Here is a 234-nt window from a genome sequence, read left to right on the forward strand (position 1 = left end):
CTGCTTGCCCAGCACCCACAGCAGCCACAGCGCGGTGGCGTACATCGGGAAGGCCCGCACCTGCTTCAGGGTTTCCATCCACGCGCCCGGGCGCGGCAGGCGCGTGGCCAGCGAAGGCACGAAGCCGATCAGCAGGAACGGCAGCGCCAGGCCCAGGCCCAGCATCAGGAACACCCGCATCGCCGGCACCGCCGGTGCGGTGAAGGCATAGGCCAGCGGCGCCCCCATGAAAGG

General features: G+C 70.9%; 1 pseudogene. It reads right to left on the reverse strand.

Features of this window, described 5'->3' with window-relative positions:
• Window positions 1-234 (reverse strand): annotated as a pseudogene (locus ACQG3P_RS24075) (cytochrome C biogenesis protein); the annotation flags it as partial.

It is taken from the genome of Stenotrophomonas sp. SrG, assembly GCF_050031795.1.
Lineage (GTDB): Bacteria > Pseudomonadota > Gammaproteobacteria > Xanthomonadales > Xanthomonadaceae > Stenotrophomonas > Stenotrophomonas rhizophila_A.